The following is a 24,635-nucleotide window of genomic DNA, read 5'->3' on the forward strand; positions in this document are numbered from 1 at the left end:
GTTCTAGGATACGCATATGTTTGATGTAACTAAGAAATCTATGCAGTGGGGCGAAGAGACGCTCACACTGGAAACCGGCAAGGTTGCCCGTCAGGCAGACGGCACCGTGATCGCCACGCTGGGCGAAACCAGCGTCATGGCCAACGTGACCTTTGCCAAGCAGCAAAAGCCCGGTCAGGATTTTTTCCCGCTGACCGTCCACTACCAAGAGAAATACTATGCCGCCGGTAAAGTTCCGGGTGGCTTCTTCAAGCGCGAGGCGCGCCCGACCGAGAAAGAGACGCTGACCGCGCGTCTGATCGACCGTCCGATCCGCCCGCTGTTCGTTGACGGCTTCAAAAACGAAGTTCTGGTGATGTGCACCGTGCTGAGCCACGATCTGGTCAACGATCCCGATATCGTTGCAATGATCGCGGCGTCTGCTGCCCTGACCATTTCCGGCGCGCCGTTCATGGGCCCGATCGCCGGTGCCCGCGTTGGTTTCGTGGATGGCGAATATGTCCTGAACCCGACCGTGGACGACATGCAGGACCTGCGCCTGAACCCTGAGCAGCGTCTGGATCTGGTTGTTGCCGGTACCAAAAACGCCGTGATGATGGTGGAATCGGAAGCTTACGAACTGTCCGAGGCTGAAATGCTGGGTGCCGTGAACTTCGCGCACGAGCAAATCCAGCCGGTTCTGGACCTGATCATCGATCTGGCCGAAGAAACCGCAAAAGAGCCGTTTGAGTTCGTCGCCCCCGATTACTCTGAGCTTTACGCTGCTGTTTCCGCAGCAGGTGAAGAGCAGATGCGCGCCGCATTCGCAATCACCGACAAGCAAGAGCGCACCGCCGCTGTTGCCGCGGCCCGTGAAGCGATCAAAGAAGCGCTGACCGAGGAACAGCTGGAAGACGCGAACCTCGGCTCGGCAATGAAAAAGCTGGAAGCTGGCATCCTGCGCGGTGACGTTGTCAAAGGCGGCAAGCGCATCGACGGTCGTTCGACCACCGACGTGCGCGCCATCGAAGCCGAAACATCGCTGCTGCCGCGCACGCACGGTTCCGCACTGTTCACCCGTGGTGAAACTCAGGCACTGGCCGTGACCACGCTGGGCACTGGTGACGATGAGCAGTTCATCGACGCATTGCATGGCAACTTCAAATCGAACTTCCTGCTGCACTACAACTTCCCTCCGTATTCGGTTGGTGAAGTGGGTCGCGTGGGTTCGCCCGGCCGTCGTGAGATCGGTCACGGCAAACTGGCATGGCGTGCGCTGCAGGCGGTTCTGCCTGCGCCGACTGACTTCCCCTACACCGTTCGCGTGGTGTCCGAGATCACCGAATCCAACGGCTCGTCCTCGATGGCTTCTGTCTGCGGCGGTTCGCTGTCGATGATGGATGCGGGTGTCCCGCTGAAAGCACCGGTTGCCGGTGTGGCCATGGGACTAATCCTGGAAGATGACGGTGACTACGCTGTTCTGACCGACATTCTGGGTGACGAAGACCACCTGGGTGACATGGACTTCAAAGTGGCAGGGACCGAAAACGGCATCACCTCGCTGCAGATGGACATCAAGGTCGCGGGCATCACGCCGCAGATCATGGAAACCGCTCTGGCACAGGCCAAAGAGGGCCGGATGCACATTCTGGGTGAGATGGGCAAAGCCCTGTCCGAGACCAACGAATTCTCGGTCCACGCTCCGCGTATCGAGACCATGAACATCCCGACCGACAAGATCCGCGAAGTGATCGGCTCGGGCGGTAAGGTCATCCGCGAAATCGTTGAGGTTTCGGGCGCCAAGGTCGACATCAACGACGACGGCGTCATCAAGATCGCCTCGCCGGATGGTGAATCGATCCAGAAGGCCTATGACATGATCTATTCGATCGTGGCCGAGCCGGAAGAAGGTCAGATCTACACCGGTAAAGTGGTCAAGATCGTCGACTTCGGTGCCTTCGTGAACTTCTTTGGCAAGCGCGACGGTCTGGTCCACGTGTCCCAGATCGAAAACCGCCGCCTGAACCATCCGTCGGATGTTCTGAAGGAAGGTCAGGAAGTAAAGGTTAAGCTGCTGGGCTTCGACGATCGCGGCAAGGTCCGCCTGTCGATGAAAATTGTCGATCAGGAAACCGGCGAAGAGATCGTTCCTGAGAAGAAAGAAAAGAAAGAAGACGCAGAGTAGTCTGTGCTACTTTCAAATGATGAAGGCCCCGGTGAAACCACCGGGGCCTTTTTTGTGCTACAGTGCCGCCCAGCAGGAGGGTTGGCGATGTCTAACAAGGACCAGATGGATGAACTGGCGCGGCTTTACCTACAAGCCATCGAAAGCGGCGACCTGCCCGCGATGCTGAACCTGTTTGCCGAGGACGCGACGGCAACCTCTCCGATATCGGGCAAGCAACCGGCGCGGGACTTCTATACCAACGTGATGAAGATCACGAGCGACCGGTCCACACTTCACAAGAACACCTTTGCCGACACATCCGGCGCGCCGCAGATGGCGGTGCATTTCAACTACACCCGCACCATCCGAAACGGGCACCCTGAAACGATTGAATGCGTAGACCTGTTTGAACTGACCGAGGATCAAACCCGATTCCAATCGGTGCGGATCATCTACGACACCGCACCGGTTCTTGTGGATTTTGGAGAAGCCTGATCCTTAGTGCGCCACCCCCGACGGCCCGTGCTTCATAAGATGCCACTGCCCGTAACTGTCGTTCAGGTCCAGCTTGATCGCCGCGTCGGCCTTGGTCGAGGCACTGCCGATCTCGGCCAAAGTGAATTCAATCCCGCCGGGAATGTCGATCCGCACGCGATGTGGGCCACCACCATGCGGCGCTTCAATAGGACGGCCAGTCGAATTCAGCACATCACCGATAGACACCTTGGCCGTACGCTCCTCCATATCCATCTCGAAATCTATCGGCAGAAACAGAGTCTCATGCACGGTTTTGCACATCGCACGGAAGACGAACCAATGGGTCGCCATCTCTTCGGTCTCTTCCCCGTGGAAGACCTTTTCTAGTGCGGCCCTCTGAGCATCTGAGGCGCTTGGATCGATGATCACCTGCATCTCGCCGCCGCCCTCAAAGATCGGACCCGGCCAGGCATAGATCAAAGCGGCCTTGGCACCCGCTAAGTCGGTATCTCCAAAATGGCCTTTCGAGACTTCAATCACTTCGAACCCACGGCAATTGCCCTGTGTTGGAACTTCCTCGAACTGGCAAGGGCACGCGTAACCGCAATTACAGTTCCCAAAAGCATCACCTTCAACATACCAATCTGTAAAAGCCATCGTCTTCTCCTGTATTTCACAGTGTGATCGCCCGATTGTGCGGATGCCTGGTTCGTCTGCCTATCGCACCCTAGCATATTTCTGCCCTTTCAAGAACCGGTCGCCGACACCGCTCGCACTGGTTCGGCTTGCAGAAAATGAAGGCCCATTTCTCTCGCGTTGCTCTTTCCCCACACGCGCCCGTGTTCTATGCACGCATAATGCGATCTTTCATCATCCATATGTCCTCCAGCACGGCTCGCCGCGCCAACGCAGACCAGCTGTGCAAGGACCTGCCGAATGCCGAACTCTTCGAGGCTACCAATGGGCGCGACCCGGACCAGATCGCAGATGTGCGCCTGCATCCCGGTACTTTGCACAAACCGCACTACCCGTTCGAACTGCGACCCGCGGAAATCGGCGTATTCCAAAGCCACAGACGTCTCTGGCAGAAACTGGTGGATGAAGAGATCGACCTGGCCATCATCACCGAGGATGACCTGAGCGTCGATCCTGACAAAATGGCCCAAGCAATCAAAATGCTGCACGCCGTCGCCACCCCGGATCACTATATCCGCATCCCCGTCAAACAACGCGAAGTCGCGGCCCACACACTGGCCGATCAAGATGGCCTTAGCCTGATCCTGCCCAAAGTGATCGGCCTGCAATGCGTCTGTCAGATGGTCGGCTGCAACGCCGCCAAACGGCTCCTAAAGGCGACCGATCAAATCGACCGCCCCGTGGATACATTCCTGCAAATGCATTGGGTCACCGGTCAGCCAATCCATGCCCTTCTGGGCAGCGGCAACCGCGAAGTGGCCCGCGATATCGGCGGCTCGACCATCCAGACGAAACCACCCTTCTCAGACAAACTGACCCGCGAAGTCAAACGCGCGGCCTATCGGGCACAGCTCCACCTGCACCCGCAGCGCCCGCCTGCTTCATCTGGCTGAAAATATCCTCGGGGGGAATTGCGCCTCAGGCGCAATGGGGGGCAGACAGCCCCCCTGACCCGACCTAAATCAGGACGGAGCCTTGGTCTTGCGAAGATACGGGAAGATCGTCTCGAACTCACCAAACTTTGCTTTGGCGTCTTCGTTCGAAACGGTCGGCGGGATGATCACATCCTCACCCGGCACCCAGTTCGCAGGTGTCGCAACACCCTTGGACGACATCTGAAGCCCGTCCAACGCCCGCAGGATCTCGGCAAAGTTCCGGCCCACGGTCATCGGATAAGTCATTGACAGCTTCAACTGCTTGTCGGGTCCGATGATGAAAACCGAACGCACGGTGGCGCTATCTGCAGGCGTTCGGCCATCGGGCAGGTAGGCCTCGGCGGGAAGCATGTCAAAGGCCTTGGACACCGCCAACCCGTCATCTGCAATGATCGGGAAACCGGGGTTGGCCTTGCCATAGGCTTCGATGTCTTTCTTCCACTTCTTGTGGTCCTCGACCCCGTCGACCGAAACACCGATCACCTTGGTATTGCGCGCCGCCCATTCGTCATTCAACTGGGCCACAGCCGAAAACTCGGTGGTGCAGACCGGGGTGAAGTCCTTGGGATGCGAGAACAGGATCGCCCAGCTGTCACCAATCCAATCGTGAAACTGAATGGTGCCCTGATCCGTCTCTGCGGTGAAATTCGGGACCGTGTCGTTGATACGCAAACCCATGGTGCAACTCCTTCTTTGGTTACTGACCGAGTCGAATGCTGTGAACCTAACCACTTTGCGCCAGAGTTAAACCTTCCGCAAAAGTCTTTTTCCGGGACATCGCCAAACAAATTTGATCAAATTACCCCCTTGCCGCGCCTCAGAGCGAATGACAGACTACGCGACAAAACCAGTCTTCGACATCACGGCCCGGAGGATACGCCATGATCGAAAAACGCGATTTCTACATTAACGGTCAATGGGTTGCCCCATTTGAGGCGAATGATTTCGAGGTTATCAACCCCTCGACCGAGGAAGCCTGCGCGGTGATCTCCCTCGGCTCTCAGGCCGACACTGACGCAGCCGTTGCCGCGGCCAAGGCGGCCTTGCCCGGCTGGATGGCCACGCCGGTCCAAGAGCGTATCGCCCAGGTTGAAAAGCTGGCCGATCTCTACATGACCCGGTCCGAGGACCTGGCGCAGGCCATGTCGCTTGAGATGGGCGCGCCGATCGACATGTCGCGCACGGCTCAATCCGGTGCCGGGATCTATCACCTCAAGAACTTCATCCGCGCCGCCAAGGCGTTTGAATTCGAGCGTCCCTTGGGCGATCACGCCCCCAATGATCGCATCATTTATGAAGCCGTGGGCGTCGCCGGTCTGATCACCCCGTGGAACTGGCCGATGAACCAGATCACCCTAAAGGTCGGCGCGGCGGCGATTGCTGGCTGTACGATGGTTCTGAAACCGTCGGAGCAGAGCCCCCTGAACGCAATGATCTTTGCCGAGCTGATGGACGAGGCAGGTTTCCCACCCGGAGTATTCAATCTGGTGAACGGCGATGGCGTGGGTGTCGGTTCGCAACTCTCTGCGCATCCGGATGTGGACATGATCAGCTTCACCGGCTCGACCCGCGCGGGTACCGCGATCTCAAAAAGCGCTGCCGATACACTGAAGAAGGTGCATCTGGAGCTGGGCGGCAAAGGCGCCAACGTAATCTTTGAGGATGCGGATGAAAAGGCCGTGAAACGCGGCGTACTGCACATGATGAACAACACCGGCCAAAGCTGTAACGCCCCCAGCCGGATGCTGGTGCAGCGCCCGATTTATGACAAGGCCGTGGAGACCGCAGCCGAAGTGGCCAACGCTGTCACGGTCGGTCCTGCGACGGAGGAAGGCCGACATATCGGCCCCGTTGTGAATGAGCTTCAGTGGACCAAGATTCAGGATCTGATCCAAGCTGGTATCGATGAAGGCGCGCGGCTGGTCGCAGGTGGTACAGGACGGCCCGAGGGGCTGAACAAGGGCTACTATGTGCGCCCGACTGTGTTTGCCGATGCCAACAACCAGATGACCATTGCGCGGCAGGAGATCTTCGGCCCAGTCCTGACCATGATCCCCTTCGACACCGAGGAAGAAGCCGTCGAGATCGCCAATGACACGCCCTATGGCCTGACCAACTATGTCCAGACACAGGACGGCACGCGCGCCAACCGTATGGCGCGGGTATTGCGGTCCGGGATGGTTGAGATGAACGGTCAGTCGCGCAGCGCGGGATCTCCGTTCGGCGGGATGAAGCAATCCGGCAACGGCCGCGAAGGCGGCGTCTTCGGCCTTGAGGATTTCCTTGAGATCAAAGCCGTCGGCGGCTGGGCAGCAGAATAGCCATTCAACCTGATCCAGAAGGTTTGGTGAGGCTCGTGCAGAGCCTCACCCTTTTTTTTTAGGCTGGACGCACAACCAGCTGGGGTTGCCCGTCCGACGTCCTTTGTGCTGAACGCCCATCCCAACCGATCACCCCGGTTACACGTCGGCGGTAGGCGGAAAAGCTCTCGAACTGCACCACATCAACCGGCGTTTCAAAATGCAGCGTAACCCTGCGGTTGGATCCATCGCCCAACAAGGTCATGCCGCGTATTTCGGCTGAGAACGGCTGCCCCAGATATCGCCCTTCGACCCGATCTCCGACACACAGGTGCATTCGGTTTCCGGCCTTGGCGTGCAGTGTATTCCAATCCCGAACGCCATATTGATGGGCCAGTATTTCCAACGCCTCGCTATGCGAAAGGGTCACATCTTTGGCGCGCAGGTCTTCACGCAAGCGTTTGGCTTGCGCTTTCAACTCGTCCACTGGAGGGATCGTTTTTTGTGTCGTCATCTTGTGCCTCGTTTCCTTGAACGGGCGCGAATTCAGGACGGGGTTCGCATTGCCATCCGCGCGCCGTGAAAGTGGCAACAGATGTTCATATTCAGGGTTTCACCAAAGCCAAAGCCCGCGAACAGCAGGGGACCCAAACCTTGCGAGTCCTTTTGCACTAGTTGGTTGCAGAGTCAATCAGGCATCCGCTTGCGCGGCCTCATAGGCCAGCATCGCGCGCTTCACCGGCAGACCCCAATGGTATCCGCCCAGACCGCCCGACTTGCGCAAGGCCCGGTGACAGGGGATCAGCCAGCTAACCGGATTGCGCCCAACCGCTGTCCCCACCGCGCGCACCGCCTGAGGCGACCCCACCCGCTGCGCGATCTCTGAATAGGTTGTGACCTGACCCGAGGGGATGTGCATCAGCGCCTCCCAAACCTTGATCTGCAGGGGCGAGCCGATCAGATGCAGTGGTGTCTCGGACCGGTCCGCGCCAAAGGAGGCCTCGACCCAAGGACGCAGCTTTTCGGTATCCTCGACGAAATTGGCCTTGGGCCAACGCGCGGTCATATCCTTCATCGCGGCGGCCTCGCCGGTTTCGGCACCGAAGGCAATTCCGCAAATGCCCTTGTCAGTCCCCATGACCAAGGCTGGTCCAAAGGGACTATCGAACCACCCCCAGTAGACCGCCAGCCCCGCGCCTTTTCGGGCGTATTCACCGGGGCTCATGGATTCCCATTTCAGGAACAAATCATGCAGCCGGCCGCTGCCGGACAGGCCGACGTTATGGGCGGTCTCCAACGTGGTGAACCGTTCCCGCAGCAGCGCCTTGGCATGGCCCAGCGTGAGATATTGCTGGTACCGCTTCGGCGACACCCCGGTCCAGCGCGAGAACAGGCGCTGGAAATGGGCGGGGCTCATGCCCATCTGACCGGCCAGTTCTTCAAGGCTGAGGGTTTCGCCACCCTGATCAATCAACTCGATCGCGCGGCGCATGACGTTGTAGTGGTATCCGCTTTCGGGGGTCTGGACGTTCATGGCTTTCACCTCATCTGTTGATCTGAACCATAACGCGCAGCTCACGCCCCTGCGACCCGGAACTTGCGCATTGGCTTTGGGCTTGTGTCATTGGCCCTTGGGCGGCATTAAGGCTCGGATGGCAAAGCAACTCGATTATCACACGATCCGCGAGATCTTTACGCGCTTTCAAGAGGCCGACCCGGAACCCAAGGGCGAGCTGGAGCATGTGAACGTCTATACTCTGGTCGTCGCCGTGGCGCTTTCGGCGCAGGCGACCGATGCGGGCGTCAACAAAGCCACGCGCGCGCTGTTCAAGATCGCAGATACGCCACAAAAGATGCTGGATCTGGGCGAAGAGGGGCTGATCGAGCACATCAAAACCATCGGCCTGTTCCGCCAGAAGGCGAAGAACGTCATTAAGCTCAGCCGTATACTGGTCGAGGACTATGATGGCGAGGTTCCAAACTCCCGCGCCGCGCTGCAATCTCTGCCCGGTGTCGGGCGCAAGACGGCCAATGTGGTTCTGAATATGTGGTGGCGGCAACCAGCGCAAGCGGTGGACACGCATATCTTCCGTGTCGGCAACCGCACTGGTATTTGCCCCGGCAAGGACGTAGACGCCGTCGAACGCGCCATCGAGGACAATATTCCAGCCGACTTTCAACTTCATGCACATCACTGGCTGATCCTGCACGGGCGCTATCACTGCAAGGCGCGCAAGCCGCAATGCCCGACTTGTATCATCCGTGATCTCTGTCAATTCGAGGACAAGACCCTATGAAAACCTACCAACTGACCGGCATCGGAAATGCCGTTGTGGATGTCATTTCCCAAGCCGATGACAGTTTCCTGGAACTGATGGGCATTGAAAAAGGCATCATGCAACTGATCGAGCAGGAGCGCGGCGAAGTGCTCTATGCCTCGATGGAGGGTCGGGTGCAGACGCCGGGCGGCTCAGTCGCGAACACTATTGCGGGCGCGGGTGCGCTCGGTCTGGATGCTGCCTTCATTGGCCGCGTACATGATGACGCATTGGGCCGGTTCTATGCCGATGCGATGAACGAAGACGGGGTGGATTTCGTGAACCCGCCTGTGCCGGGCGGCGAGCTGCCAACGTCACGCTCGATGATCTTTGTCTCGCCCGATGGCGAACGGTCAATGAATACCTATCTGGGGATTTCTTCGGAACTGTCGTCTCAGGACGTCTCGGACGAGGTTGCCGGAAACAGCCAGATCATGTTCCTTGAGGGGTATCTGTTCGACAAGGAAAAGGGCAAAGCCGCGTTTCTTGAGGCCGCGCGCGCCTGTCACAGAGGTGGCGGCAAGGCCGGTATCGCCATTTCCGATCCTTTCTGCGTCGAGCGTCACCGGGTCGATTTCCTGCTGCTGATCGAGAACGAACTGGACTTCGTGATCGGCAACGAGGCTGAGATCAAATCGCTGTTCGAAACCGAGGATCTTGAGGACGCGCTGGCCAAAACCGCCGCAATCTGCCCTCTGGTCGTCTGCACGCGTTCGGGCGACGGCGTGACGGTTCTGAACGGCGATGCGCGTTATGACGTACCGGTCGAGAAAGTGGTGCCCGTGGATGCGACCGGCGCAGGCGATCAATTCGCTGCCGGTTTTCTGTACGGCATGGCCACTGGCCGCGACTATGAGACCTGCGCTAAGATCGGCAATGTCTGCGCGCGCGAAGTGATCAGCCATATCGGCCCGCGCCCCGAAGCCAACTTGCAGGAATTGCTGCGCACCGAAGGGTTGCTGTAGCGCGCCGAGCCGCGCTGTCGCCAGACCGCGGGATGGCGATCAGAGGATTGAGCGGCGTGCCTTATGTCAGCCAAATACTGCAAACATTGTTTTTGCGAGCAACAGTCCAAAATCGCCAGCCCGTGCGGGTGGTCTGGCGATGGCGCGGCGGCCTGACGGCCTTGACTCTGCGCCTTCAGGATCCAGCGGCTGCGTCGTTCAGCGCCCAATCATATTCATAGGCATTCACACGTCGGGCTTGTTTGAGGCGCTGTTGCAACTCCGGGTCGGCGGCTGTTTCGAGATAGGCGATCACAGCCTGCTCATTCGGCCCGAAATCCTCGCGGAACCAGATGAAGATTTTCGATAGGATCAGCCGCCCCTGATCATCGAATCGCACCCCACGCGGGTCGTTGACATAGGCGCGCTCGGCTGCGGTGAGGTCGCGTTCCAGCGTCCTGGCCTCCCAAGCGCGGGCCATCAAATTCGGGCAACCGACCGCTGCGCAATTCAGCGCATAGTGGATGCGCGGCTCATTGAACGTTGGTCGGATGATGCGGTGCTCAATGTCGTTCAGGGTCAGGCTATTGCCCGACACCACGACCAAAGGGCGACCCCATGGACCGATCGACAGCGGCCCATCCTTGATGTCGCGGATCGAGGCGACAGGGTAAGCCTCAAGCACCACATCAATCGTCAGCGCGTTGTAGAGGTTGATCCAATAGGCCAATTGTTGATCGCGAGTCAGATCGGCCGGGTCAACGGCCTGCAGCCCGGTCAGATAGTCATCCAGCAGTGCGCTGTCGGCCGCGCTTACCTGCCCATAGGCCACCCGGTTCACGCCGCGCGCATCAGGTGCCACGTAGCGGGTCAGAAAGCGGGTCCAATCTCCATGATCCACCCTCTCTCCCGGAGGGGGCGCGGCGCGGGTCAGGGCCGTGTCGGGCAAGGGCGCCGCGGCAGGCAAGGCCAACCTCTCGACGCTGGCGCAGGCGGCCAGAAGCGGCAGCAGCAGCAGCAGGATCAGAACCTGTCTCATGAAGCGTCCTTTCGGCTTTGACGGGCAGCGCGCAACTGCCCTTTGAGGCGTTTCAGTGGGGCCACCCTAGGGTCTTTCAACGCGGGCAGATCCGGGCGCGCAGTCAGACCGCGCGTCGCCGCGTTCCACCAATAGGTGCCCATCGGACTGTCCACCCGATCCGGCGTGGCCAGATGCTGATCCCGCTGTGCGTTGTGAACGCACATGGAGAGCGGTCCGTTGGCCGTCGCCACCATGAACACGCAAGAGGCGCAGCGGTCTTCCTCTAACGCATCCGCAGCCATGAAATTGTGGATGAACACGGCCTGCCGCCGCACCGGCCCGCGGAGCACCCCAGACCCCAACCGCAGAAGGCAACCCGCCAGATGGCCAAGCACCCAAAGGGCCAGGAGTGGATGACGACGGATCAGACGTCCCACGCTGGGGCGGATGCGGATATGAGCGTCTTGGCCTGTATCCACCTCCTCAAGCGCCGCAATCACCCGCTGCACCAGGCGCTGGTTCGACAGCAAAGACACGGCCTTGCCCCCCGCCGAAACTACGCTGCCATACCGGTTGCAACTGGAATGCCCGACGGCCGCCGAGTCGAAATGCAAAGACGTGCCATAGCCCTGCTCGACCGCGCGGATGACGCTGTCTTGCGTGATTGCATCAGGCCGCGCCCGCAACACACCGCGCCCGGTATCCGCCTGCATCTGGAACGAGACAAAACTGACCTCGGGCTGATCCCGCAGGAACCGGGCCAAAGCCGGGATTTCAGCAAAATTACCCCCAAAAACGGTCGTGTTGAAGAGAATACGCAGCCCCAGGCCACGCGCCCGGTCGATATAGGTTTTGCGCACGCGGTTGAGCTCCACCTCGGAGGCGAACCCTTTGCGCTCTTGCGTCATGTCCACGTGAAAGGCCACGTCATCCAGCCCCGCTGCCGCCAATCGCGTCAGCATCGCCCGGCTGGCGCGGATACCGTTGGTCATCAGGCAGGAGCGCATGCCCAGCCGCCTGATCTCGCGGCAGAGCGCCTCAAGATCGTCAACCTTACGCAGGGTCGGGTCGCCGCCGGTCAATTGAACGGAAATACCCCGGCCATAGTGGCTGCGGATCGTGGCAATGCGCGCGAAGAGGACCGAGAGCGGGGGATCGTAGGTCATCTCGGCTCGGTCCGAGAGGTAGCAGAGCGTGCAGTCCAGATTGCAGCGCTGCGTCACCTCAAGCGCGACGCATGCCATCGGGTAGAACCGTCCCGCCGTCTGAGAGGGGCCGAACTCTCCGCAACCGCGTAATCCCTCACGCAGAGGCGCGCGCCGGTCCAAGCCCTGAAATCGCCGTCCGGCGGGTTTGATTGTGATGGGGTCTGGCAGGGTGTCTTTCATGCCCACAAGCTAGAGGCACGCCTTGACCCGAACCACGCCCCCTCACGGCAACGTGCAGGCTGGTGATCAGCTCAAATGATCCGCAAAAGCCGCGATTACCTGCTCATAAACCGCACGCTTGAACGGCACGATTTCTTTGACCAGTTGATCCGGGGCCTGCCATTTCCAGCTGGTGAATTCCGGATGGTCCGTTGCAATATTGATCTGGTCGTCATGGCCGGTGAAGCGCAACAGAAACCACTTCTGCTCTTGCCCGCGATAGCGGCCTTTCCAGATTTTCGGAACGATATCGTGGGGCAGATCATAGGGCAGCCAGCCATCAGTCTCGGCCACCACCTCGACCAGATCAGCCGTCACGCCGGTTTCTTCCCACAATTCGCGCAGCGCAGCGTCACGCGGGTCCTCGCCCTTGTCCACCCCGCCCTGAGGCATCTGCCACGCGTCCTTGTGGCGGTCATTGCGCTGGCCGACAAAGATCTTGCCCTCGGCATTCGTCAGCATCAGCCCGACACAGGGGCGATAGGGCAGTTTGGCGATCTCTTCCGGGGTCATGCGGGGCCTCTTGGATAGGGTTCGCGACCTCTCTATCAAGCCGCGCGACAGGCGCAAAGGGGATGACGTTAGGTTTCGCGTGACAATGCTTACGCGAACGTCAATCTATTCCTCAACTTCGGAAGGGAGAGTTCGCCATGACTGCGTACCCAAACATGCTGGCCCCGCTGGACCTGGACTTTACCACGTTAAAGAACCGCGTGCTGATGGGCTCGATGCATACCGGGTTGGAAGAGACCGGCGACTGGAACCGCGTGGCCGAGTTCTATGCGGATCGCGCACGCGGCGGCGTGGCGCTGATGGTGACGGGTGGGATCGGCCCGAACCTCGAAGGCTCGGTCCTGCCGGGGGCGGCGATGATGACCACCGATAAGGACGTGGCGAACCATTCTATTGTAACCGACCGGGTGCATCAGGCGGGCGGCAAGATCGCGATGCAGATTCTGCATGCAGGACGCTATGCCTATGGCCCCAAATGCGTGGCGCCCAGCCCGGTGAAATCCCCGATTTCTCCGTTCCCGCCCAGTGAGCTGGACGAAGACGGGATCGAGAAGCAGATCAGCGACATCGTGAACGCGGCAGTCCTTGCCCAGAAGGCGGGCTATGACGGGGTCGAGATCATGGGCTCTGAGGGGTATTTCCTGAACCAGTTCCTCGTGACCCACACCAACAAACGTGAGGATCGCTGGGGCGGTTCCTATGAAAACCGGATGCGCCTGCCGATCGAGGTCGTACGGCGCACGCGTGAGGCCGTGGGTACGGATTTCATCATCATCTATCGCCTGTCGATGATCGATCTTGTCCCGAATGGCTCGACCCATGAAGAGGTGGTCGAACTTGCACAGCGGATCGAACAAGCCGGCGCCACGATCATCAACACCGGCATCGGCTGGCACGAGGCTCGGATTCCCACCATCGCAACCAGCGTTCCGCGTGCCGCCTTTGCCTGGGTGACCAAAAAGCTGATGGGTAAGGTTGGCATCCCGGTGATCACCTCGAACCGGATCAACACGCCCGAGGTCGCAGAAGAGGTTCTGTCGACTGGCTGCGCCGACATGGTTTCGCTGGCGCGTCCGATGCTGGCGGACGCGGATTTCGTCAACAAGGCGGTTGCCGGTCAGTCCGCGCAGATCGCGCCGTGTATCGCCTGTAACCAAGCCTGTCTGGACCATACGTTCGGCGGCAAACTGACCTCTTGCCTTGTCAACCCACGTGCCTGCCATGAAACCGAACTGGTCATTGGCAAGGCCGAGACGCGCAAGACCGTTGCCATTGTGGGCGCTGGCCCGGCCGGTCTGTCGACTGCAATGACCGCTGCCCAGCGCGGCCATGACGTCACGCTGTTCGATCGCGCCTCGGAGATCGGTGGGCAGTTGAACATGGCGAAACAGGTACCGGGGAAAGAAGAATTCTGGGGGCTGGTCGATTGGTACCGGACCATGATGGATGATCTGGGCGTGAAGGTGGAACTGAACCGCGAAGTCAGCGCCGACGACCTGACCAGCTTTGACGAAGTCGTCATTGCCACCGGCGTTATCCCGCGTGATCCGGAAATCCCCGGTCAGGACCGTGACAACGTCATCAGCTATATCGACGTGCTGCGCGAGAAAGCAGAGGTCGGCAAATCCGTCGCCGTGATCGGCGCTGGCGGTATCGGCTTTGACGTATCCGAGTTCCTGCTGGAGGACGGTCACAGCATCACCACCGACCTGCCAGCCTGGATGAAGGAATGGGGCGTTACCGACCCGGAACAGCACCGCTCGGGTCTGGCACCGGAAGGCCCTCAGCCTGCAGCCCCGGCGCGTCAGGTGACTCTGTTGCAACGCAAGAAACAGGCGCATGGCAAAGGCTTGGGTAAGACCACCGGCTGGATTCACCGCGCGACGCTTAAGATGAAAAACGTCAATTTCGTGGGCGGCGTGAATTACGAGCATATCGACGATGACGGCCTGCATATCAGCTTTGGTGAAGAGCGCGCCGACCCGACTGTGATTGCTGCGGACACCATCGTTCTGTGTTCCGGTCAACTGTCCGAGCGCAGCCTTGCAGACGCCCTGATCGAACGCGGGATCACGCCGCATGTGATTGGTGGTGCGGATGTCGCGGCGGAATTGGATGCGAAACGGGCCATCAATCAGGGCACCCGCCTGGCCGCTTCAATGTAGGGCGCTGAAGTCTACATGGTGTAGGTCAGGCCTGTCTCTTTCTCGAAGCGGGCCATGTAGGTTTCGTAGTCGCTGTAGGCGCGATGGAACAGCAGCCGCGCCATTCGCGTCGCCCGCCATGGCTTTTTGCCGCCGACGTAGTGCCAGATTTTTGGAGTTCTGTTTGCATCACTCAGATGCTGGCGGAAGGCCTTGGACATTTTTCGGTATTTCGGACTGTGCGCGTCAAACCAGATCTGAGGCCGCGTGTTCCACTGAATAGGCAGGCGAAACCAGCGCCCGTGAAACAGTTGGTTCATTCTGTCCTGCTCGGGCAAGTAGGGAATGTGCGGAACCAGCTTCTCGAAATCGCTAATTTCACGTAGTTCACGATCGCCTTGAATGGCCGAACAGTCCATCACCATGATACCGGCGTTGAAATACCCTTCGCCCGGTATGAACCCCAACCTAATGCTCTTGCTCACACGGCTGAGTGACTTTTTATGCTCGCGTCCCGGTCTGAAAATCTGCTGTAGGGAGGGGCGCAGAAAATCCCCTCCGCCAAGCGTCACCAACCCCATATCCACACAAGCGGCAAAGGGCTGCCCTTCAAGGTCCATGTCCAGCAATTCCCAAACATCCGAAACAACCAGAGTGTCCGCATCCACAAAAACGCAGCGCTTTTCGCATAGCTGGGGCAGGAACAGCGGCAGCATCGTGATCGCTGGGAATTTCGATTTATACTCGGAAAAGCCTGGCAGATTTTCCAGATCGAACTTCCGGTACGAAATCGTCCCCCCCGCAAAGGAGCGATTGACCTGCTCAACAATCGCAATGTCTTCGTCTGTGAAATCCTGCCCGAAGATCGTCACATCCAATGGCTTGCTGGCATTTTTGACAGCGGAATATGCGGAAAGCAGAGCCGGGAATAGAAAAGACCTGTTCACGCCATAAACCACCTGCATCGCGCTCCCCCCCTCGATCACGTCAATGTGATGAGAAGGAATAACAGCGAAGAGCAGGCACTTCAAACCCTTAGCGGCCCTCAAAACTCTTGGTTTGCGGCGTTACCCGGCGCCCCCTTTATTCGACCGAAATCGTAATCACTTCGGATACAATGGGCGGGTTGTGCGGCACGTGTCCAGCATCGCCCAGAACCAGTTGCAGCGTGTGCTGACCTGCGGGCAGATCCAGAGTGACCTCGGTCTGGCCACCGCCGAAATGCATGTGGTTTTCGTCTGAGGGCAGCCCATAGAGCAGCTCTTCCGCGCCGTCCTCGCCTTGACCCAGTGGTGGGCGGTTGATCAGCAGGTGGTGGTGGCCGGTATTGTCCGCTTCGGTCCCCGCAGGCGCGACGCCCATGCCGCTGAGGCCAAAGACCACTGTGACCGGCGATTGCACTGTGTCGCCATCGGCAAGGTTCGCGAAATAGACCTGCGCACCCGGCGCGGATGGCGTTTGGTCCTGCGCTCCGGCGACTGTGGCAAACAGAGCAACTGAAATGGTTGTAAAAATGGCTTTCATGATCTCCTCCCTCGTCACAAAAATGCCATTCTCAACCTAGCACATCTTGAATATTTTCCAGAAAACGCCAGTTTGCAGGGCATTCACCATAGCTGGAAACAGCTGTTTCCGCGTTTCTGATACGCAAACGATCCGATTCAAAACCCTGATATTATCCCATGTCCGCCCCGATTCCGCCCAGATTGAGGGGCAAAGTCGTTGCAAGTAGCAAGACCTGGGGAACGAGAATGGATCGACTGACGGAAATGGAAGCCTTTGCCAACGTGGTGGACCAAGGTGGCTTCACCGATGCGGCCAAGAAGATGGGTATCTCCAAATCAGCCGTTTCCAAGCACGTGTCCAGCCTCGAATCGCGGCTGGGGGCACGGCTGCTCAACCGGACCACTCGCCGCGTTTCTCCGACCGAGATTGGACTGGCCTATTATGACCGCGCCCGCCGGGTGCTGAACGACGCAGGTGAGGCGGATTCGCTGGTCACCGCGATGCAATCGGCCCCTTCTGGCCTGCTGCGGATCAGCGTGGCGACAGACTTTGGCGTCAATCATCTGTCGCCTGTCCTGTCGGATTTTCTAGCCACCTATCCCGACATCACCGTGAACATGGTGCTCAATAACCGCTACGTGGAACTGATCTCCGAAGGCTTTGACGTCGCCGTTCGCATCGGAGAGCTGGAAGACAGCACCCTACGCGCTCGAAAGCTGACCGAGACCATCAAGCGCATGGTCGCAGCCCCTAGCTATATCGAGAAATACGGACGGCCGCAGAAGATCGACGATCTGAACGAACACAAGCTGCTGCATTATTCCAGCCAATCCTCGGGCAATGTCTGGCGCCTAACTGCCCCGTCGGGCGAGAAACGTCAGGTGCGCACGGCCGGTTGGCTCAGCGTGAATGACGGGCAATCGTTGTTGAATGCAGCAGTCTCGGGCCTCGGGATCGCCTATCTGCCCAGTTACCTCTATGCCGACGCGCTGAAATCAGGTGAGGTTGTGGATGCAATGCCATCCTTGCCGGACGAAGTGCAAGGCATCTACGCGGTCTATCCTCCAGGCCGCTTCACTCAGCCCAAGGTACGGGCCTTCATAGACTTCCTCGTTGACGCTTATTCCGAAAAAGGCGCAATGGACTGGTAATTCTCCCGGTGAACTGGATCGGCCCGTGCGTTCTTCGTGCGGGTCTTTTTTTGTGCAGACGCGTCAGTTGACCAGCAAGACCGCCTCGACCCTACGGTTCAGATCGCGCCCTTCCGGTGTCGCGTTCGAGGTCAGCGGCGCAAGATAGCCCACGCCCTGTGCCTCGATCCGATCCGCCGCAACGCCATGCGCGTCGATCAGACGGGCGCGCACGGCCTGCGCCCGTTCAGTGCTCACCTTGATATTGGCCTGCAACGCGCCGGTATCATCAGTATGCCCGACCAACGCAAGCCGAGTTGACGGATTGTCGGCCAGGAACTGCGCCAGCAACGACAATGAGGCGAACGGGCCGTCGCCCAGTGCCACCTCGCCGGTGCGGAAATGCAAATCGTCCAGAATCACATGGCCCGACTGCTGCAACGCGTCCAAAAGGCCTTCGGTTCCGCTGGCGGATTGCTCAACGACCACAGGCGTTGGAGCCGGAGCATCAACAGGTGCAACGCGGATCAGTTGCAGATAGCCATCCGGCGGGTTACGGCTGACCAGCAGGCTGAGCGCCACGTCGCCCTTGGTGGCAGACAAAAAACGATAGTCGCGAATGGCGACATACATATCCGGTGTTGGCACCACCTCGGTTCCGAAGCGGAAATCGAACCCGCCGCAGGTCCGGGCCTCACATTCAAACAGGATGTCAAAGCCCTGCGCCACGAGTTGATCCCGTAGCGGAGCCAGCAATTGCAGCGTCGTGCTAGAGCCCGCCTGCAAGCGCCATGTCAGCCGCTCGACCCGCCCCTCGACCGTTCGAGAGGCGACTATGCCATCGGCAACGGGCCCTGTGGGCAGCTCATAGCTGTCCAGCGGCGAGGTCCTCTCGCTGATCTGACGGGCGCTGGCGGGCAGGGTCAAATCTTGCGCCAGACCCGGCCCGGCCATCAGACAAAAGGCAAGGGCGAGGCGTCCGATCATCGGGCTTGCGCGTGATATTCGGGGTTGGGCGCCATGGCGGTCGCACTGGCCACCCGGTTGGACATGTTGAAGAACCCGGTGACGTTGGCGATGTCCCAGATATCCCGGTCACTGAAGCCCTGATCGCGCAGGTGCTGGCGGTCGGCCTCTTCAATCTTGGCGCTTGCGGTGGTCATCTTGGCCGCAAAATCCAACATCGCACGCTGGCGCGCATCCAGAGGGGCGGTGCGGTAGTTCATCACCAGCATCTCGCCCAGTTGCGGATCACCGGACATCTGCCTGACGGCAGCACCATGGGCAACAAGGCAGTAGAAGCACTTGTTGATCGAGGACACGACCACCGCGATCATCTCACGTTCGAGCTTGGACAGCCCGCTCTCTGCCAGCATCAGGTCGTTATACATAGCCGTAAAGGCGTTCAGCTTGTCGATATCGAAAGCGTAGGCTTTCAGCACATTCGGCACCATGCCCAGCTTTTCGAGGCAGACATCAAAGTATTTCTGCGTCTCGGGCGGCAAAGGGTCAGCCATGGGCAGGTTCAGCGCGGTGGGTAGATCGGTCTGGGTCACGGGCTTTCTTAACTCTTTAGACACGTTGACGATAATGGTATTCCCCGACAATCTCCATCCCGAGCGCACGGTAGAGACCATTCGCCCCAGCATTGGCCTTTGTGCAGATCACGCTGAGCGTTTTCGCCCCATTGTCCCGCGCCCAGAAGGCTGCTGCCCGCATGGCCCATTGGCCTAGGCCCTGACGGCGGTGATCGGTTAGAATCTCAAGCGCATGTACCATGGCCACATCGCCTTGCATGGCCATGAACACCGTTCCCGCCGGGCGATCAGAATGCCGCAGCAGGAACGAGGTCTTGGGGCCCGCAGCACGCTCCATCACGGCCAGCCGTTCGGGGCCGATACCACCTTTGGCCCAGATCTCCTCCATGACGGCAAGCGGTGGCCAGATGCCAAACGCGGTCACGCGGGGCAGAGGCTGATCGGTCAGTTGCTCCGGCTGGCAGGCGTAGATGTTGACCGGGTCCAGAACCTCATAGCCGCGCGCTTCCAGTTGGGCGTCGAGCTTGTGGTCATCGGGCCACAGACAAAAGATGCGTTTCTGGCCCATGGTCTGCATGGCACCCTCGGCTGCGATGATATCGGCCGCGGTCGCGTCACCCAGCGCATTGGCGGCAGACACGCGTGATCCACCGCCCTGCCCTTCGCGCAGGCGGAAGGGACCAAGGACGTCATAGCGCGCAGCGGGCCATGTTCCGTCAACGATGTCGGGCCAGTTGATGCTCACAACTCGAGTTCTTTTGCCAATTGGGTCATGGCCGCGTCGATGCGCGCACCCTCTGTCCCCCGGATTACCACGTTCGCGCCGAAGACACCGTTTACCTGAAACGGATAGCAGCCGATGGACAGGTCCGAGAACGCCTCGGCCAGTGCAGACAGCGTGGCAGCAATGTCGCCTTCGCCCCGATCCACCCGCAAAGTCTGCGACAACAGCGGGCTACCGCCCGTCAGGCCCGGCAAAACACTGGCTACCATGGCTTGGAAGACCGAGGGCACCCCGGCCATCACATGCACATTTTCGATGGTAAATCCGGGCGCGGTTGAGACTGGATTGTCGATCAGCGCGGCCCCATCAGGAATGCGGGCCATCCGCAGTCGGGCCTCGTTCAACTCCAGCCCTGACTTGTCGTAATGCGCCTGCAACAGCGCCCGCGCATCATCGCGCACGTCAATCGGGGTCTCGAAAGCGCGGGCGATGCAATCGGCGGTGATATCGTCATGTGTCGGCCCGATGCCCCCGCTGGTGAAGACAGTGTCGTAAGACACCGACAGCGCTTTGACCGCCGCTTCTATAGCCGGGGCATCATCGCTGACAATACGCACTTCTTTAAGATCGATGCCATGCTTGGTCAGCTCCCCCGCAAGGTAATGCATATTCGCATCGCGCGTCCGGCCAGAGAGGATCTCATCCCCGATGACAAGCATTGCAGCGGTTGGATTGGCCATGGCGCGCGCCCCCTCTTGATCGGCTGTTGGGGCAGGTATAGGCCGTGGGGCATGAGATTTGAAACCCCCCTTGTCCCCGCCCGACTGATCCGCCGCTACAAACGCTTTCTGGCCGATTGCACGCTAGAGGATGGGCGCGACGTGACAGCCCATTGCGCCAATCCGGGCTCGATGATGGGGTTGGCTGAACCGGGCGAGAAAATCTGGCTGGAGCCCAATGACGATCCGAAGAAAAAGCTGAAATACGGCTGGCGGCTGGTTGATCACGAGAATGGCCATTTCACCGGCGTCGATACTTCGGTGCCGAACCGGGCACTGCTCGCGGCATTAGAAGGCGGCGAGATCCCCGAACTGGCCGCCTATGAAACCGTCCGGGCCGAGGTGAAATACGGGCAGAACAGCCGCATTGATTTCCTGCTGACCCAACCCGGCCTGCCGGATGCCTATGTCGAGGTCAAAAGCGTCACGCTTTCCCGCCAGCCCGGTCTTGCCGAGTTCCCCGATAGCGTCACCGCCCGCGGCACCAAACATCTGCATGAAGTGGCCGCCATGGCCGAACAGGGCCACCGCGCGATCATGCTGTATCTGGTGCAACGCACCGATTGCGACCGCTTTGCGCTGGCCGCCGATATCGACCCGGCCTATGCGGCGGCCTTTGACGCGGCGCAGGCGCAGGGGGTTGAGCGGTTGGTCGTCGGCACCACCATCTCTCCACAGGGGATCGAGGTCGATGCGGCAAAGCGGTGGGCAATCGGTTACGGCAGGAGAGTGAACTCTCCCAGATAATAGCCTCGCCCTGGTGTGCAGCCCCGATAGGTGCCATCCTCTACCTGCCCCACCACGGCGCAGAGGTCCTGATCTTTGCGGAACGTCTTCCAACGGCTGCAGATCCTGTCGCCCTCTAACCACCAAACACCAGTGTCCCGGCCAAGCCGGGGAACCTCGACTTCAAAACTCTGGTCAGCGTTCACGCGTGCCGTGCCGGTGATGCCGGCACGATTCAACGCAATCTGGCGATCCTCTACCAAAAGCGCCGCAAGCTGATCCCCCGTCAGCATCGTCACCTCTTCGCGGCACCCACAGGTCAGAACGACCAGAAAAGCAACAATCGCCCTGACCATCTAAGCCCTTGTTCCCGCTGATCCATCTTCCTTAGAACCGTGCCGCAAACCGGCGCGGATGGCCACGCGCAGACGGGATGATCAACGAAACTTGAACCTCTATTTGTGGATTTCTGGCCAAAGATCGGCGTCCAGCCCCTTCACAAACGGTGCGAAGTAATCGGCCACAGCCTGCCACCCCCCGACCGAGGCGGTGTTGACCGGTCTCCGCGCCTGAAGGTTGCTGGCCGTTTTGATCGCATCCGAGGATTTGTCGGGCGACAGCATCGCCGGTTCAAAAGGCAGGTCGCAGAGCTGGGCCAACTCCTTGGCACCGTCCTCCAGATTATTCACCAGATGTTCGTAGCTAATGTCATGGACCCGCCCCGGAAGCACGGCATGCCAGTGCTGAATATAGCGGCGATAGCGGTTGGCTTCGGCTGCCATCCAGCTCAGATCATGCGTGTAATACAGGCCACCCGCTCCGAAATGCGTCCGCCACATCGACAGCGCCACATCGCGTGGATCGCGCGTGACGTTCAGGATTACCGCGTTCGGGAAGGCCTGCGCAATCGGCCCCAGAAACGCATAATTCCCCGGAGCCTTATCGATAAAGGCGCGTGTTCCTTCCGCCGTCTGGGGCAAATTATCCGCGTAATAGTCGGCCAGCTCCTGCGCGTCACTTCCAGCGCTCGATTGGCTTTCAGCCTTGCGGGCCCAGTGATGCACGCCCGCCAACTTTCCCAGCCCCTGAACGGTGGAATGTGAGGCCAGAATCCGCTCGATCAGAGTGGTGCCAGAGCGCGGCAAGCCAACCACGAACACCGGGCGCGGGATATCGGTGCGCGGCGCTGAGGCTGGGGCAGGCAGAGGCGCGCTCAGCCGCTGGCGGCAGGCTTTCTCGGCCCGGGTTTCCCAGCTTTTAAACCCATGCTGCAACTGATCATGCGCCTTGCGCAGCTGAAGCATCTCAGTCGCGGTATCGCCATCCTGTTTCGCAAGGCTCGCGGCGGCGAAATGAACGGTGGCTGCGGCTTCCCGATTGGCGTTGCCCGCCTCAAGCAGTTTAGAGGTCAGAGCCTGCAATTCCGCCCTATCCTCAGCTGACAGGTTCGGCAGAGTTGCAAAGAACTCCAGCGTTTCGGGATCCTCGGGCGCCAGCGCAAAGGCGGCGCGGCCATGGGTTAGAGCCTCAGACATACACCCCAAACCGACCAGACCCTTGGCCAGTCGCAGCTGACCGTAGTGGAATTTCGGGTGCTTCTCGGCCACGGCCACTAGGACGTCGATGGCCTGATTCCACTGGTGCATCTCATCCAGAATATCGGCCTTCAGGCAATGGGCCTGTAGATTGCCGTTTTGGTGACGCAGTACCTCATCAACATCCTTCAACGCCTCGCTCAGCTGACGCTCCTGCAACAGGGCCATGGCGCGCACATAGCGTTGCGGCGGGGTCAGCGGGGCCTTGGCCGCAACTTTATTCATCAGGGTCAGCGCCTTGCCAGCATCGGCGCCCTTAACAAGGCTCAGCCCGAAATTCTGGATCAGGTCGGGGTTTTCCGGCTCCATCTTCCAGGCGCGTTCCAGATGGGTCTGTGCCTGTTTGAAGTCCCCCTGGTGAATGCACGCAAGACCTGCCAGCTACGGAAACGCGGGCATTTTGGGCCATTTCTTCCCAGCCTTGACCGCACACTTCAACGCCCGGTCCGCGCGCCCGGTCTTGAGCATTTCACTAATGGTGGCAATCTCGGCCCTCAGCTGGTCAGCTTTCTGCATCTGACTACCCTTCTTTTATTTAAGCACCCGCGAACTATCTTACCCGTGCTAGTTTATAACGCTGTACGCGTCCACCTGTGATCGGATCGTCAACGATCCGAGATACAGGCCTGCGACGCTGCACCCTCTGGAACTTTCTGCACAAGCAGCGTAAATAGAACACTGCGCGAAACATTTGGAGCCTCGCATCCATGAAAGAACACCGTGGCCGCCTGACCAAGGACGGTATCCGCATTTACGAACAAGGTGACTTTGCCGGCATGCATGCGGCAGGGGCTTTGGCTGCGCGGATACTGGATGACATCGCGCAACATGTCTTCCCCGGCCAAACCACCGGTGCGATCGACGGGATCATCACTCAGATGGTCGAGAACGCGGGCGCGACCTCAGCCACGATTGGCTACAAAGGCTACCAGCACGCCAGCTGTATCAGCGTGAACCACGTGGTTTGCCACGGCATTCCCGGTGAGAAAAAGCTAAAGGACGGGGATATCCTGAACATCGACGTCACCGTCATCGTGGACGGCTGGTTCGGCGACACCTCGCGGATGTATGTCGCAGGCAAACTGCCGCGTAAGGCGGAGCGTCTGATTCAGGTCACCCATGATGCCCTGTTCAAAGGCATCGAGATGGTCAAACCGGGCAACACGTTCGGCGATATCGGCCATGCGATCCAGTCCTATGTCGAAGCGCACCGTATGAGCGTCGTCCGCGATTTCTGTGGCCACGGGCTTGGTCGAGTGTTCCACGCGCCGCCAAACGTGCTGCACTATGGCCGCCCCGGCACCGGTTCCGTTCTGGAAGAGGGAATGTTCTTCACCATCGAACCGATGGTCAATCTGGGCCGCCCTGAGACCAAGACTCTGGCCGACGACTGGACTGCTGTGACCCGCGACAAGTCGCTCTCGGCACAGTTCGAACATTCGGTCGGTGTAACCGCAAATGGGGTCGAGATCTTTACCCTGTCACCCGGCGGCAAGTTCCATCCGACCTATTCTTCGTGATCGGCAGCCTGATCCCGTAGAACTTTCAGCAGCATCGTCTCAGCCCCCCACGGCGTGATCGCGTCGTGGATGAACACCGGCGCGCGTGCAGGTTTGCGCGGCGGGCCGGTTTCTGTGTCAGTGTCCTGAGCCAAACCCCAGAACAAGGGCGGTAGGGCGCGGTCCATGCCAGAAGCCTAGCACAAACCGGCCCGCG

General features: G+C 59.6%; 27 protein-coding genes. 10 read left to right on the plus strand and 17 right to left on the minus strand.

Translation table 11 applies throughout. The features are described 5' to 3' along the window. The first annotated feature begins 16 nt into the window (after positions 1-16). Both pnp and ACR0NO_RS14375 read left to right on the plus strand, forming a co-directional pair. Positions 17-2,164 carry a polyribonucleotide nucleotidyltransferase gene (pnp, locus tag ACR0NO_RS14370; RefSeq protein ID WP_480724436.1) on the plus strand — a complete coding sequence of 716 codons (2,148 nt, stop codon included), beginning with the start codon at positions 17-19 and terminating at the stop codon, positions 2,162-2,164. An 87-nt stretch (positions 2,165-2,251) separates the two neighbouring features. Next, positions 2,252-2,641 (plus strand): nuclear transport factor 2 family protein, encoded by a 390-nt coding sequence (locus tag ACR0NO_RS14375; RefSeq protein WP_480724437.1) that lies wholly within the window; start codon positions 2,252-2,254, stop codon positions 2,639-2,641. A gap of 3 nt (positions 2,642-2,644) precedes the next feature. Here ACR0NO_RS14375 and ACR0NO_RS14380 read toward each other — a convergent pair whose 3' ends face one another. Then, positions 2,645-3,280 carry a DUF1326 domain-containing protein gene (locus ACR0NO_RS14380; RefSeq protein ID WP_480724438.1) on the minus strand — a complete coding sequence of 212 codons (636 nt, stop codon included), beginning with the start codon at positions 3,278-3,280 and terminating at the stop codon, positions 2,645-2,647. 200 nt (positions 3,281-3,480) lie between these two features. On the opposite strand from ACR0NO_RS14380, the gene ACR0NO_RS14385 reads away from it, so the two are divergent. Beyond that, entirely contained in the window at positions 3,481-4,212 is a 732-nt protein-coding gene (locus ACR0NO_RS14385) for a glycosyltransferase family 25 protein (RefSeq protein ID WP_480724439.1), read from the plus strand. 69 nt (positions 4,213-4,281) lie between these two features. On the opposite strand, the gene ACR0NO_RS14390 is transcribed toward ACR0NO_RS14385, so the two are convergent. Further along, on the minus strand, positions 4,282-4,932 hold the full coding sequence (locus ACR0NO_RS14390; RefSeq protein WP_170459651.1) for a peroxiredoxin: 651 nt from the start codon (positions 4,930-4,932) through the stop codon (positions 4,282-4,284). A 203-nt stretch (positions 4,933-5,135) separates the two neighbouring features. On the opposite strand from ACR0NO_RS14390, the gene ACR0NO_RS14395 reads away from it, so the two are divergent. Continuing rightward, positions 5,136-6,575: an aldehyde dehydrogenase family protein gene (locus ACR0NO_RS14395; RefSeq protein ID WP_480724440.1), complete on the plus strand. Its 1,440-nt coding sequence runs from the start codon at positions 5,136-5,138 to the stop codon at positions 6,573-6,575. A gap of 58 nt (positions 6,576-6,633) precedes the next feature. On the opposite strand, the gene ACR0NO_RS14400 is transcribed toward ACR0NO_RS14395, so the two are convergent. Beyond that, on the minus strand, positions 6,634-7,068 hold the full coding sequence (locus ACR0NO_RS14400; protein ID WP_480724441.1) for a glyoxalase superfamily protein: 435 nt from the start codon (positions 7,066-7,068) through the stop codon (positions 6,634-6,636). A gap of 177 nt (positions 7,069-7,245) precedes the next feature. After that, a complete protein-coding gene (locus tag ACR0NO_RS14405; protein ID WP_480724442.1) occupies positions 7,246-8,088 on the minus strand; it encodes a methylated-DNA--[protein]-cysteine S-methyltransferase in 843 nt (280 codons plus the stop codon). A 118-nt stretch (positions 8,089-8,206) separates the two neighbouring features. Between ACR0NO_RS14405 and nth the strand changes: the two genes are divergently transcribed. Together nth and ACR0NO_RS14415 are read left to right on the plus strand one after the other, a co-directional pair. Continuing rightward, entirely contained in the window at positions 8,207-8,851 is a 645-nt protein-coding gene (nth, locus tag ACR0NO_RS14410; RefSeq protein ID WP_170379832.1) for an endonuclease III, read from the plus strand. Continuing rightward, complete coding sequence (locus ACR0NO_RS14415; RefSeq protein WP_480724443.1) at positions 8,848-9,837, plus strand: adenosine kinase; 990 nt, start codon at positions 8,848-8,850, stop codon at positions 9,835-9,837. Before nth ends, ACR0NO_RS14415 begins: the two co-directional genes overlap by 4 nt. 175 nt (positions 9,838-10,012) lie before the next feature. On the opposite strand, the gene ACR0NO_RS14420 is transcribed toward ACR0NO_RS14415, so the two are convergent. The 3 genes from ACR0NO_RS14420 to ACR0NO_RS14430 all read right to left on the minus strand — a co-directional run bounded on the left by ACR0NO_RS14420 (position 10,013) and on the right by ACR0NO_RS14430 (position 12,777). After that, positions 10,013-10,855, minus strand: a complete 843-nt coding sequence (locus tag ACR0NO_RS14420) for a DUF547 domain-containing protein (protein WP_480724444.1) — start codon at positions 10,853-10,855, stop codon at positions 10,013-10,015. After that, entirely contained in the window at positions 10,852-12,225 is a 1,374-nt protein-coding gene (locus ACR0NO_RS14425; RefSeq protein WP_480724445.1) for a radical SAM protein, read from the minus strand. The genes ACR0NO_RS14420 and ACR0NO_RS14425 overlap by 4 nt, the downstream gene beginning before the upstream one ends. 66 nt (positions 12,226-12,291) lie before the next feature. Further along, a complete protein-coding gene (locus ACR0NO_RS14430) occupies positions 12,292-12,777 on the minus strand; it encodes an RNA pyrophosphohydrolase (protein ID WP_480724446.1) in 486 nt (161 codons plus the stop codon). 137 nt (positions 12,778-12,914) lie between these two features. Between ACR0NO_RS14430 and ACR0NO_RS14435 the strand changes: the two genes are divergently transcribed. Further along, on the plus strand, positions 12,915-14,942 hold the full coding sequence (locus ACR0NO_RS14435) for a 2,4-dienoyl-CoA reductase FMN-binding domain-containing protein (RefSeq protein ID WP_480724447.1): 2,028 nt from the start codon (positions 12,915-12,917) through the stop codon (positions 14,940-14,942). An 11-nt stretch (positions 14,943-14,953) separates the two neighbouring features. Here the strand turns inward: ACR0NO_RS14435 and ACR0NO_RS14440 are convergent, their stop codons facing one another. Continuing rightward, complete coding sequence (locus ACR0NO_RS14440; protein ID WP_480724448.1) at positions 14,954-15,886, minus strand: glycosyltransferase family 8 protein; 933 nt, start codon at positions 15,884-15,886, stop codon at positions 14,954-14,956. A 118-nt stretch (positions 15,887-16,004) separates the two neighbouring features. Next, positions 16,005-16,445 carry a DUF4399 domain-containing protein gene (locus ACR0NO_RS14445; RefSeq protein WP_480724449.1) on the minus strand — a complete coding sequence of 147 codons (441 nt, stop codon included), beginning with the start codon at positions 16,443-16,445 and terminating at the stop codon, positions 16,005-16,007. Between the two features lie 227 nt (positions 16,446-16,672). Between ACR0NO_RS14445 and ACR0NO_RS14450 the strand changes: the two genes are divergently transcribed. Further along, positions 16,673-17,578, plus strand: a complete 906-nt coding sequence (locus tag ACR0NO_RS14450; protein ID WP_170492834.1) for a LysR family transcriptional regulator — start codon at positions 16,673-16,675, stop codon at positions 17,576-17,578. A gap of 63 nt (positions 17,579-17,641) precedes the next feature. Here ACR0NO_RS14450 and ACR0NO_RS14455 read toward each other — a convergent pair whose 3' ends face one another. The 4 genes from ACR0NO_RS14455 to ACR0NO_RS14470 are packed head-to-tail and all read right to left on the minus strand — an operon-like array spanning position 17,642 to position 20,559. Then, the gene (locus tag ACR0NO_RS14455) at positions 17,642-18,544 is read right to left on the minus strand and encodes an OmpA family protein (RefSeq protein ID WP_170492837.1); all 903 of its coding nucleotides are present in this window, start codon (positions 18,542-18,544) and stop codon (positions 17,642-17,644) included. Further along, complete coding sequence (locus tag ACR0NO_RS14460) at positions 18,541-19,113, minus strand: peroxidase-related enzyme (protein WP_480724450.1); 573 nt, start codon at positions 19,111-19,113, stop codon at positions 18,541-18,543. The genes ACR0NO_RS14455 and ACR0NO_RS14460 overlap by 4 nt, the downstream gene beginning before the upstream one ends. A 16-nt stretch (positions 19,114-19,129) precedes the next feature. After that, the gene (locus ACR0NO_RS14465; protein WP_480724451.1) at positions 19,130-19,840 is read right to left on the minus strand and encodes a GNAT family N-acetyltransferase; all 711 of its coding nucleotides are present in this window, start codon (positions 19,838-19,840) and stop codon (positions 19,130-19,132) included. Next, a complete protein-coding gene (locus tag ACR0NO_RS14470; protein WP_170679429.1) occupies positions 19,837-20,559 on the minus strand; it encodes a molybdopterin-binding protein in 723 nt (240 codons plus the stop codon). Before ACR0NO_RS14470 ends, ACR0NO_RS14465 begins: the two co-directional genes overlap by 4 nt. A gap of 51 nt (positions 20,560-20,610) precedes the next feature. Between ACR0NO_RS14470 and sfsA the strand changes: the two genes are divergently transcribed. Then, a complete protein-coding gene (gene sfsA / locus ACR0NO_RS14475) occupies positions 20,611-21,345 on the plus strand; it encodes a DNA/RNA nuclease SfsA (RefSeq protein ID WP_480724452.1) in 735 nt (244 codons plus the stop codon). Here the strand turns inward: sfsA and ACR0NO_RS14480 are convergent. From ACR0NO_RS14480 to ACR0NO_RS14490, 3 genes are all read right to left on the minus strand, one after another. Continuing rightward, entirely contained in the window at positions 21,315-21,680 is a 366-nt protein-coding gene (locus ACR0NO_RS14480) for a hypothetical protein (protein WP_480724453.1), read from the minus strand. The genes sfsA and ACR0NO_RS14480 overlap by 31 nt on opposite strands. A 99-nt stretch (positions 21,681-21,779) precedes the next feature. Continuing rightward, positions 21,780-23,300: a tetratricopeptide repeat-containing sulfotransferase family protein gene (locus ACR0NO_RS14485; RefSeq protein ID WP_480724572.1), complete on the minus strand. Its 1,521-nt coding sequence runs from the start codon at positions 23,298-23,300 to the stop codon at positions 21,780-21,782. Then, on the minus strand, positions 23,301-23,435 hold the full coding sequence (locus ACR0NO_RS14490; RefSeq protein WP_480724454.1) for a hypothetical protein: 135 nt from the start codon (positions 23,433-23,435) through the stop codon (positions 23,301-23,303). Positions 23,436-23,626: 191 nt separating this feature from the next. Between ACR0NO_RS14490 and map the strand changes: the two genes are divergently transcribed. Further along, positions 23,627-24,439 carry a type I methionyl aminopeptidase gene (map, locus tag ACR0NO_RS14495; protein ID WP_480724455.1) on the plus strand — a complete coding sequence of 271 codons (813 nt, stop codon included), beginning with the start codon at positions 23,627-23,629 and terminating at the stop codon, positions 24,437-24,439. On the opposite strand, the gene ACR0NO_RS14500 is transcribed toward map, so the two are convergent. After that, entirely contained in the window at positions 24,427-24,606 is a 180-nt protein-coding gene (locus ACR0NO_RS14500) for a hypothetical protein (RefSeq protein WP_170379405.1), read from the minus strand. The genes map and ACR0NO_RS14500 overlap by 13 nt on opposite strands. Positions 24,607-24,635 lie beyond the last annotated feature (29 nt).

This window comes from Ruegeria sp. CL3 (assembly GCF_056536505.1).

Coding starts and splice junctions, on each gene's coding strand:
- pnp (WP_480724436.1), top strand. CDS start 17: ATGTTTGATGTAACTAAGAAATCTATGCAGTGGGGCGAAGAGACGCTC.
- ACR0NO_RS14375 (WP_480724437.1), top strand. CDS start 2,252: ATGTCTAACAAGGACCAGATGGATGAACTGGCGCGGCTTTACCTACAA.
- ACR0NO_RS14380 (WP_480724438.1), bottom strand. CDS start 3,280: ATGGCTTTTACAGATTGGTATGTTGAAGGTGATGCTTTTGGGAACTGT.
- ACR0NO_RS14385 (WP_480724439.1), top strand. CDS start 3,481: ATGCGATCTTTCATCATCCATATGTCCTCCAGCACGGCTCGCCGCGCC.
- ACR0NO_RS14390 (WP_170459651.1), bottom strand. CDS start 4,932: ATGGGTTTGCGTATCAACGACACGGTCCCGAATTTCACCGCAGAGACG.
- ACR0NO_RS14395 (WP_480724440.1), top strand. CDS start 5,136: ATGATCGAAAAACGCGATTTCTACATTAACGGTCAATGGGTTGCCCCA.
- ACR0NO_RS14400 (WP_480724441.1), bottom strand. CDS start 7,068: ATGACGACACAAAAAACGATCCCTCCAGTGGACGAGTTGAAAGCGCAA.
- ACR0NO_RS14405 (WP_480724442.1), bottom strand. CDS start 8,088: ATGAACGTCCAGACCCCCGAAAGCGGATACCACTACAACGTCATGCGC.
- nth (WP_170379832.1), top strand. CDS start 8,207: ATGGCAAAGCAACTCGATTATCACACGATCCGCGAGATCTTTACGCGC.
- ACR0NO_RS14415 (WP_480724443.1), top strand. CDS start 8,848: ATGAAAACCTACCAACTGACCGGCATCGGAAATGCCGTTGTGGATGTC.
- ACR0NO_RS14420 (WP_480724444.1), bottom strand. CDS start 10,855: ATGAGACAGGTTCTGATCCTGCTGCTGCTGCTGCCGCTTCTGGCCGCC.
- ACR0NO_RS14425 (WP_480724445.1), bottom strand. CDS start 12,225: ATGAAAGACACCCTGCCAGACCCCATCACAATCAAACCCGCCGGACGG.
- ACR0NO_RS14430 (WP_480724446.1), bottom strand. CDS start 12,777: ATGACCCCGGAAGAGATCGCCAAACTGCCCTATCGCCCCTGTGTCGGG.
- ACR0NO_RS14435 (WP_480724447.1), top strand. CDS start 12,915: ATGACTGCGTACCCAAACATGCTGGCCCCGCTGGACCTGGACTTTACC.
- ACR0NO_RS14440 (WP_480724448.1), bottom strand. CDS start 15,886: ATGCAGGTGGTTTATGGCGTGAACAGGTCTTTTCTATTCCCGGCTCTG.
- ACR0NO_RS14445 (WP_480724449.1), bottom strand. CDS start 16,445: ATGAAAGCCATTTTTACAACCATTTCAGTTGCTCTGTTTGCCACAGTC.
- ACR0NO_RS14450 (WP_170492834.1), top strand. CDS start 16,673: ATGGATCGACTGACGGAAATGGAAGCCTTTGCCAACGTGGTGGACCAA.
- ACR0NO_RS14455 (WP_170492837.1), bottom strand. CDS start 18,544: ATGATCGGACGCCTCGCCCTTGCCTTTTGTCTGATGGCCGGGCCGGGT.
- ACR0NO_RS14470 (WP_170679429.1), bottom strand. CDS start 20,559: ATGGCCAATCCAACCGCTGCAATGCTTGTCATCGGGGATGAGATCCTC.
- sfsA (WP_480724452.1), top strand. CDS start 20,611: ATGAGATTTGAAACCCCCCTTGTCCCCGCCCGACTGATCCGCCGCTAC.
- ACR0NO_RS14480 (WP_480724453.1), bottom strand. CDS start 21,680: ATGGTCAGGGCGATTGTTGCTTTTCTGGTCGTTCTGACCTGTGGGTGC.
- ACR0NO_RS14490 (WP_480724454.1), bottom strand. CDS start 23,435: ATGCAGAAAGCTGACCAGCTGAGGGCCGAGATTGCCACCATTAGTGAA.
- map (WP_480724455.1), top strand. CDS start 23,627: ATGAAAGAACACCGTGGCCGCCTGACCAAGGACGGTATCCGCATTTAC.
- ACR0NO_RS14500 (WP_170379405.1), bottom strand. CDS start 24,606: ATGGACCGCGCCCTACCGCCCTTGTTCTGGGGTTTGGCTCAGGACACT.